The sequence below is a fragment of the Kitasatospora sp. NPDC056138 genome (assembly GCF_042264695.1).
Taxonomy (GTDB): Bacteria; Actinomycetota; Actinomycetes; order Streptomycetales; family Streptomycetaceae; genus Kitasatospora.
Genome location: NZ_JBHJVK010000139.1, coordinates 1 through 6,309, shown reverse-complemented (window position 1 = coordinate 6,309; position 6,309 = coordinate 1). Strand labels below are relative to the sequence as shown.

The window sequence follows — 6,309 nt, the reverse complement described above, 5'->3', positions numbered from 1 at the left end:
GGTCACCGGCTGGGCCGCGTTGGGTTGGACTGTGGACAGCGCGCCCGCTGTCCACAGCCGGCTGGCCAGGGTGGCGCGATGACGACGAAGAAGAAGCCCGCAGCGCCCTGCCAGGCCCACGCCGCCGGCGTCTGGAGCAACTGCCCGGTGGCGGAGCCCGACGAGCTGGATGCGGTTCTCGGCCTGGTCGGATCCGGCCTGTGGGCCGGGTGACAGCGGCCATCAGACTTCAGGGCCGTTGACACGCCTTGGAGATCGTCATCGCCGACAGCAGCAGGGCTGAACCGACTCCCGCTACGATCGGTTGGCGGCTAAGCCCACCCTGGGCGAGCTGGAACGGTTCTTCCGTTGGCCGGGGAGCTCGCACTCACAACGGGCCTTCATACGCTTCCGTGACACTCTGTCGACCGCGACAGAATCGATGGGGAGCCTCAGCCAGCTGGCGTGCGGCCTTTCTTGGCATTGTGTGGGGTTTCGGCTCCGGTACGGTGACTCACGGTGGCCGGTGGGGCAGTGGGCGGCGCACGTTAAGTTACGCGGCTCGCATGTGACTTCGAGGTCGGGCACCTTGCACTCGAGGCTGATTCACCCTTGGACCTGTCTTGCATTCCGCACATGCGGAGGCGAAGACTGGTAAGTGAGGCCCTGCGAGGTCGGCCATGTACGCGAAGCAGTCCCGTATCAGGAGTTCGACGCTTCCGCTCCCACGAGTCGGATGGTCGCGCTTTGGGGTGTTCACGGTGCTGGTCCTCCTCGTAACGTTGGTTACCTCGGCCGGGGCGAAGCACCTGAGCCCGAGCGGGACGCGTCTGCCGTGGTACCGGGGTTGGACCACCGACTTCTTCAACGGGCTCGCCTGAGTGCTGAGCGTGGGTGGGCACGGTGCTCCCTTCAGCTTCCACCCGGTTGAGTGTTTCCTCCCAGCTCATCCTCATTCGCGACATCGAACGGGAGAGCAGACAGTCCTTCTTCTTCAGGCGATCCCGTACCTGATCGGATCGGTATCCCCTTCTTCATGGGTGACCGTCTGCGGGTACCGGTTTTCATGGTGACCGTCTGCCAGAATGGATGAAAGCGTTGGACTGCGTGTCCACCTATATTACTCGAAAGCGAGGAACTGAAAATGACTGCATTGGTTGGGACATCCTCAGACTCAAGTCCAGCAGTTTTTGGGGATAGTGCACAGGGCGAGGGAGTCCGGGGTACGGCGCATTCGCCCGATCACGGCGGCGTCGTCGGTACCAACGAGAGCGCTGGGCAAGGAGTTTTCGGGGAGAGTGTACAGGGCGAGGGAGTCCGGGGTATGGGGCATTCGCCCGATCACGGCGCCGTCGTCGGTGGCAACCTTAGCGCGGGGCAAGGCGTTTTCGGGGAGAGTGCACAGGGCGAGGGAGTGCGAGGTGTGGGGCATTCCCCCAATCACGGCGGCGTCGTCGGCAGCAACGACAGCAACGGGCCGCAAGCAGCCGGCGTATTCGGCATAAGCAGCGGCAGCGGTCCGGGCGTCGTCGGGCAGAGCGAACACGAGGCCGGCGTACGGGGAACCAGCACCCAAGGCACAGGGGTCGTCGGAATCGGCGGCACATTCGCAGCTCAGTTCGCCGGAAAAGTTCAGGTCCAGGGCGACATCGAGATCACCGCCGGACATGACCTGATCCTCGATGGCGCCGACTACGCCGAAGCACTCACGGCGGACGACGGCGACATTGCTGCCGGCTGCGTGGTAGTGCTCGGTCCTGACGGGGATGTGCGACGGTGCAGTCGCGAATACGACACCGCAGTCGCTGGCATCGTGTCGGGCGCCGGCGGCGTCAAACCGGCCCTCGTCCTCGACCGTCATGTCGGCAGCGTCAACGTGGCGCTCATGGGGAAGGTGTGGTGTCTCGCGGACGCCGGTCCGGCTCCGATCCACCCAGGCGACTTGCTGACAACGTCGTCGACAGTTGGGCACAGTCGGCGCGTGAGCGAGCCCGATCGAGCCTTCGGCACCGTCATCGGCAAGGCATTGACGCAACTCGACAAGGGGCGCGGACTTATTCGCGTTCTTGTAAGCCCGCGGTAGTGCCACGCTCCTGCTGCGGGGCAAGGATACGCATGTGCTCTGCGGGAATCCGGTCCCGAAACAAATGACCATTCCACCGAACACGGCCAACGCGGGCTCGGCGTCGCTGCGGTTGGCCTGCGGCTTCCTGGACCGGTTGGTGGAGCTGACCATCGACCGGCCCTAGGGCTCGCGGCGCCCTGTCCACATCTTCGCCTATTCGGCGAACTGCGGGTTCGTTCCCAACCGCCCTCGCGCCGGACGGCGACGATTTCGGCGCCTGTAACGACAAGGAGGAGTGAAGGGTATGCCTAGACTGCGAACTGCCATCGAAAGTGCCCGACAGCTGGGAGGGCTGCCTACGCATTCTCCCGGAAGTGTCCGCGACTTGACACGTCAGCTTGGTCTGCCAGCGCCTGTTCACGTGAGTGCACTCATAAGGAAGCTGGATACGCTGGATACCCCGACACAGCCTGAACCGCAACCTCCATTCATTGAAGTGACTTTCAATGGGTCGATTAGCGATGCTAAATTCCACGTGACCGGAGGAGGTTTTCTGCCGAACCGACCGCCAACCAATCAGGGTGTGGCGATCAGAGTCGTCGACGCTAACGCGTTGATCGAGACGCGACGCGAGTTTACTGCGTCCTCCTCTGCGGGAGCAATTGACCATGTCGTGGAAGGTGACCTAACGGGCGCCGTGCTCAATTCCGCGGGGTTCGCGACAATCGCGATTTCTGCCACAGATGGACGGTCCAACCCCAACGACAAGACCGGGTTCCTCCAGAGCAACACCGTATCGAAAGATATCAAAGCCTGAGCTGCCTGACCCTCACTGAGGTTTTCTCAGCGGTGATCACTTCCAGATTCCGTTGAGGACGAGGGCGGCGCGTGCGATGTCGCCGATCCGGCTGGGGCTGAGCGTGACGTGCTGCAGGGTGCGCCACCGCTGCTTGAGCTCGGCGGCGGTGCGCTCGCCGAGGGCTCGCACGTGCCAGAGCAGGGTGTTGAACATGCGGGTGTCGACGTGCCTGTTCGGACTTGCCTTTTGGGCGTCGGACCGGGATGCGGATGCCGATGCCTGCGCCGATGTAGCCCTTGTCGGCCAGGGTGGGCAGGCCGCCTGCCGCCGCCTTGTACAGCGCGGGCAGAGCGTGGATGCGGGCCGCGGTGATGTCCGGGACGCTGCCGGGTTTGACGTCGGAGACCCACAGCGGGGTGCCGTCCGGAGCGGACAGGAACTGGATGTTGCCGCCGAACGCCTTGTGTTTCTGGCTGAACCACAGGTCGTTGCCGTTCTCGTGGACGCCGGCGAGGCGGTCCGATTCGATCAGCGTGCCGTCCAGGATCACGTGCGTCATGCCTTCGCGCTGACAGCGGTTCAGGACGTCGTGCAGGTCCGGGGCCTGGTCGGCGAGGACGTCGATACCCTCGTGGAGGTAGCGGTAGCCGGTGGCCTGGGAGACACCGGCGTCGCGGGCCAGGCAGTGCACGCAGCCCCGCTCGCGGAACCAGCGCAGCACCAGCACCGCCTGCCTAAAGGGCCCGAGCGCACGGGAGCCCTTCGGGGTGCCGATCCACCGCCTGATGGTCTGCACGTGATTGTCAGCGAGCGAGCGTCATTTTGATGTCAGTGCAACATGGACGCTGAGCTGGAGTGACGCTCTGACATTTCTTGCCGATCGCTGGTGACACCCGTGACGAATACCCATGTCAGCTTCATGCAGACCGGTATGGCAGACGCCCATAGGGCTGTGATCGAGCAGACCGCCAGCCACGCACTCGCCCCCCAACCCGGCGCGGTGTCCCCGGACTCGGCCAGCTCGGAGAGCGGATCGCGGAGGGGCGCCGGGCGGTCGTCGTCCCCGTTCGCCTGGGCGAGCACCGCCACCCGGCCTTGGGCCCAGGCTCTTCAGCAGGACACGGCGGCCGTGTTGGCGAGGCTGCCGCTCGATCCGCGCGCCGTCACCTGATGCGTTGTGGTCGCGCCTACGGGGCAGGAGACGGCCACGGTCACATCGATCGCTCCGGCCTCGTCTGCTGTCACCGGGGTCGTGTTCCCGCCCGAGGATTGCGTACCGTCTCCGAAGTGCGTCGTGGACTGGACCACGACCTCGACCGGTTCCAGGCTCGCGAAGTTCCTGCCGGAGACGCGGAGATCGTTGAACGGTCCTGGAAGGAGCGTCAACTGCGCATCGATGTGAGCCGTCACGGGGTGCGGGGGCTGGCCCGGCCCGCCTGGGCCGCCGGTCTTGGGCTGCAGGCCGTCCAGGGTCTTGATGAGCTGGCTGATCAGCACAGTTTTCGGCAGGCCGAGTTCGGTCGCCAGGGTCCTGATGTTCCCGTTGGGGAAGGCGGGGAGTACTCCTCTGTGCCTGGCGTTGCCGATAGCGGTTCGCAGACCGGACATGTGCCTCGACACCTCCTCACTCGCCGCCCGTTCGGGCGGGCGGCCTCCGCTAGCGTGGGCTGACGAGGACCTGGACGAGGCCCCGGCCGTCTGCCAGTGCGGTGATCGCCTTGCCGACCACCGCACCGAGAGCGCGTTCCGGTTCGGTGACCCGGCGGCAGTGGCCGCTGGTTGAGGACGTCGTGAGGAGGTCCCCCGGCCGGATCGGCGCGCCGTCGGCGTCGGCCATGCACCAGACCTTGCCCATCAGGGCGACATGGGCGCTGTCCTCATGGCGGTCGAGGACGATCGCCGGCCCGATCCCGCCAGCGCCGGACACGATGCCCGCGACCGCACGGTCGTACTCCCGGTCGCACGGGTGAACCTCGCCGTCCATGCCGAGCACGACGACGGCACCCGGTACCACGGAGGGATCGGTCGTCGTGAGCGCTTCGGCGTAGTCGGCACCGGGAAGCGAGAGTTCGCCGGTCACCTGGACGTTGCCGACGAACTGCGCGGCGAACGTCCCGCCCTGGGCGACCAGGCCCGTTCCATGCGTGCTGATGGCCCGGACCCCGGCCTCGTGGTCGCACTGCCCGAGGACGCCGGGGCCGTTGCCCGTGTTCGTTCCCACGACGCCGGCCCGGTTCGGGTTCGAGGTGAAGCCTTCGACGCCGTCGTGGCTGGTACTGATGCCCTTCACCCCGACGCCGTCCGTGTTGACGCCGATCACCGCCGCCCGGTCCTTGTGCGTGGTGAAGCCTTCGACGCCGTCGTGGTTCGTGCTCGTGCCCTTCACCCCCACGCCGTCCGTGTTGACACCGATGACTCCGCTTCTATCGACGTTCTGGCTGAAGCCCTCGACGCCGTCGGCGGTGTTGAGGCCGTCTCCGCGAACGGCGGGGACTCCGGGGCCGTTCGATGTGGCTGAGATAGGGGTTGACATACCTGTCTCCTCCCCGGTTGTCGCCGTACAAGCTCTGGGGTGACCGGCAGTTGGCCGTACCTTCAGTGTCACAAAGACGCGGCTCGGCCGCCGCTCGGGCGGGCGCCGGAGCCGTCCGAGCGCACGGTGCACCGGTGGCGCCGGGCCTACCCCGGCCACACCCGCGAGGACTGCCAGGCCGGACCGGACAGCGGCGACATCCGCAGCATCAGGATCGGCACCGCCGGTACCACCGAGATCTGGCACACCGACCAGTGCCCCACCTACACGATCGAGCGGATCCTGATGGAGGCCGGAGCCGAGAAGGCCAAGGAACAGGACACGAAGGCCAAGGAAGCCTTCCCCGCCGTCCACAGCCGGCTTCGCGATGCCGCCACGGCCCTGCCGGCCGACGCCGCAGTCGCCCCGTTCGTCGCGGCCCTGCTGGAACTCGGCAGGCCTCGGCGGGCAGCCCTCACGGACGAACGCGGATGATCGTCTTCCCTTGGCGTCGCTCGGTCGGGTTGAGGGCGGCGACTGCATCGTCGAGGGTCGCGACGTTGTCGATGTTCGTGCGCAGTCGTCCGTTCCGCACCCGCTGGACGATCTCACCCAGTTGGGCACGATCGGACTCGACGACGAAGTCGATCGCCAGGCCGTGGGCGGGCCGCGCCTCGGGCGGCCCGACGACGGTTACCAGTGTTCCTCCGGCCCGGATCAGGCCTGCGGATCGCTTCTGGATGTCGCCGCCGATGACGTCGAAGACCAGGTCGACTTCGCCGACGTCTTCCAGGGGTCGTTGTCGAGGTCGACGAACTCCATTGCGCCGAAGGCGAGTGCCTTCTGACGGTCGGCAGCGCGTCCGGTGCCGATGACGTAGGCGCCGGCCTCTCGTGCGAGTTGCGTCACCATCGTCCCGACCGCGCCGGCCGCGCCGTGCGCGAGGACGCTTTG

At 66.4% G+C, this 6,309-nt stretch carries 7 protein-coding genes and 2 pseudogenes; 4 read left to right on the top strand and 5 right to left on the bottom strand.

The features are described from left to right. The first annotated feature begins 78 nt into the window (after positions 1–78). The 3 genes from ACFC1R_RS38290 to ACFC1R_RS38280 all read left to right on the top strand — a co-directional run bounded on the left by ACFC1R_RS38290 (position 79) and on the right by ACFC1R_RS38280 (position 2,861). Positions 79–213 carry a hypothetical protein gene (locus tag ACFC1R_RS38290; RefSeq protein WP_375946346.1) on the top strand — a complete coding sequence of 45 codons (135 nt, stop codon included), beginning with the start codon at positions 79–81 and terminating at the stop codon, positions 211–213. Positions 214–1,402: 1,189 nt separating this feature from the next. Beyond that, positions 1,403–2,062: a hypothetical protein gene (locus ACFC1R_RS38285; RefSeq protein WP_375946345.1), complete on the top strand. Its 660-nt coding sequence runs from the start codon at positions 1,403–1,405 to the stop codon at positions 2,060–2,062. Between the two features lie 403 nt (positions 2,063–2,465). Beyond that, the gene (locus tag ACFC1R_RS38280) at positions 2,466–2,861 is read left to right on the top strand and encodes a hypothetical protein (RefSeq protein WP_375946344.1); all 396 of its coding nucleotides are present in this window, start codon (positions 2,466–2,468) and stop codon (positions 2,859–2,861) included. Between the two features lie 36 nt (positions 2,862–2,897). Here the strand turns inward: ACFC1R_RS38280 and ACFC1R_RS38275 are convergent. From ACFC1R_RS38275 to ACFC1R_RS38265, 3 genes and pseudogenes are all read right to left on the bottom strand, one after another. Continuing rightward, positions 2,898–3,639, bottom strand: a pseudogene (locus tag ACFC1R_RS38275) (transposase family protein). Positions 3,640–3,953: 314 nt separating this feature from the next. Next, positions 3,954–4,451 (bottom strand): hypothetical protein, encoded by a 498-nt coding sequence (locus ACFC1R_RS38270; protein ID WP_375946343.1) that lies wholly within the window; start codon positions 4,449–4,451, stop codon positions 3,954–3,956. A gap of 49 nt (positions 4,452–4,500) precedes the next feature. Next, on the bottom strand, positions 4,501–5,376 hold the full coding sequence (locus ACFC1R_RS38265; RefSeq protein ID WP_375946342.1) for a hypothetical protein: 876 nt from the start codon (positions 5,374–5,376) through the stop codon (positions 4,501–4,503). A 126-nt stretch (positions 5,377–5,502) separates the two neighbouring features. On the opposite strand from ACFC1R_RS38265, the gene ACFC1R_RS38260 reads away from it, so the two are divergent. Continuing rightward, entirely contained in the window at positions 5,503–5,850 is a 348-nt protein-coding gene (locus tag ACFC1R_RS38260; protein ID WP_375946341.1) for a hypothetical protein, read from the top strand. Here the strand turns inward: ACFC1R_RS38260 and ACFC1R_RS38255 are convergent. Together ACFC1R_RS38255 and ACFC1R_RS38250 are read right to left on the bottom strand one after the other, a co-directional pair. After that, positions 5,831–6,097 (bottom strand): zinc-binding dehydrogenase, encoded by a 267-nt coding sequence (locus ACFC1R_RS38255; protein ID WP_375946347.1) that lies wholly within the window; start codon positions 6,095–6,097, stop codon positions 5,831–5,833. The genes ACFC1R_RS38260 and ACFC1R_RS38255 overlap by 20 nt on opposite strands. Further along, positions 6,073–6,309: pseudogene (locus tag ACFC1R_RS38250) on the bottom strand (hypothetical protein); the annotation flags it as partial. The pseudogene ACFC1R_RS38250 and the gene ACFC1R_RS38255, both read right to left, overlap by 25 nt.

What these genes read in the sequence shown, in the direction of transcription:
- ACFC1R_RS38290 (WP_375946346.1), top strand. Translation starts at nt 79, where the DNA reads ATGACGACGAAGAAGAAGCCCGCAGCGCCCTGCCAGGCCCACGCCGCC.
- ACFC1R_RS38270 (WP_375946343.1), bottom strand. Translation starts at nt 4,451, where the DNA reads ATGTCCGGTCTGCGAACCGCTATCGGCAACGCCAGGCACAGAGGAGTA.
- ACFC1R_RS38265 (WP_375946342.1), bottom strand. Translation starts at nt 5,376, where the DNA reads ATGTCAACCCCTATCTCAGCCACATCGAACGGCCCCGGAGTCCCCGCC.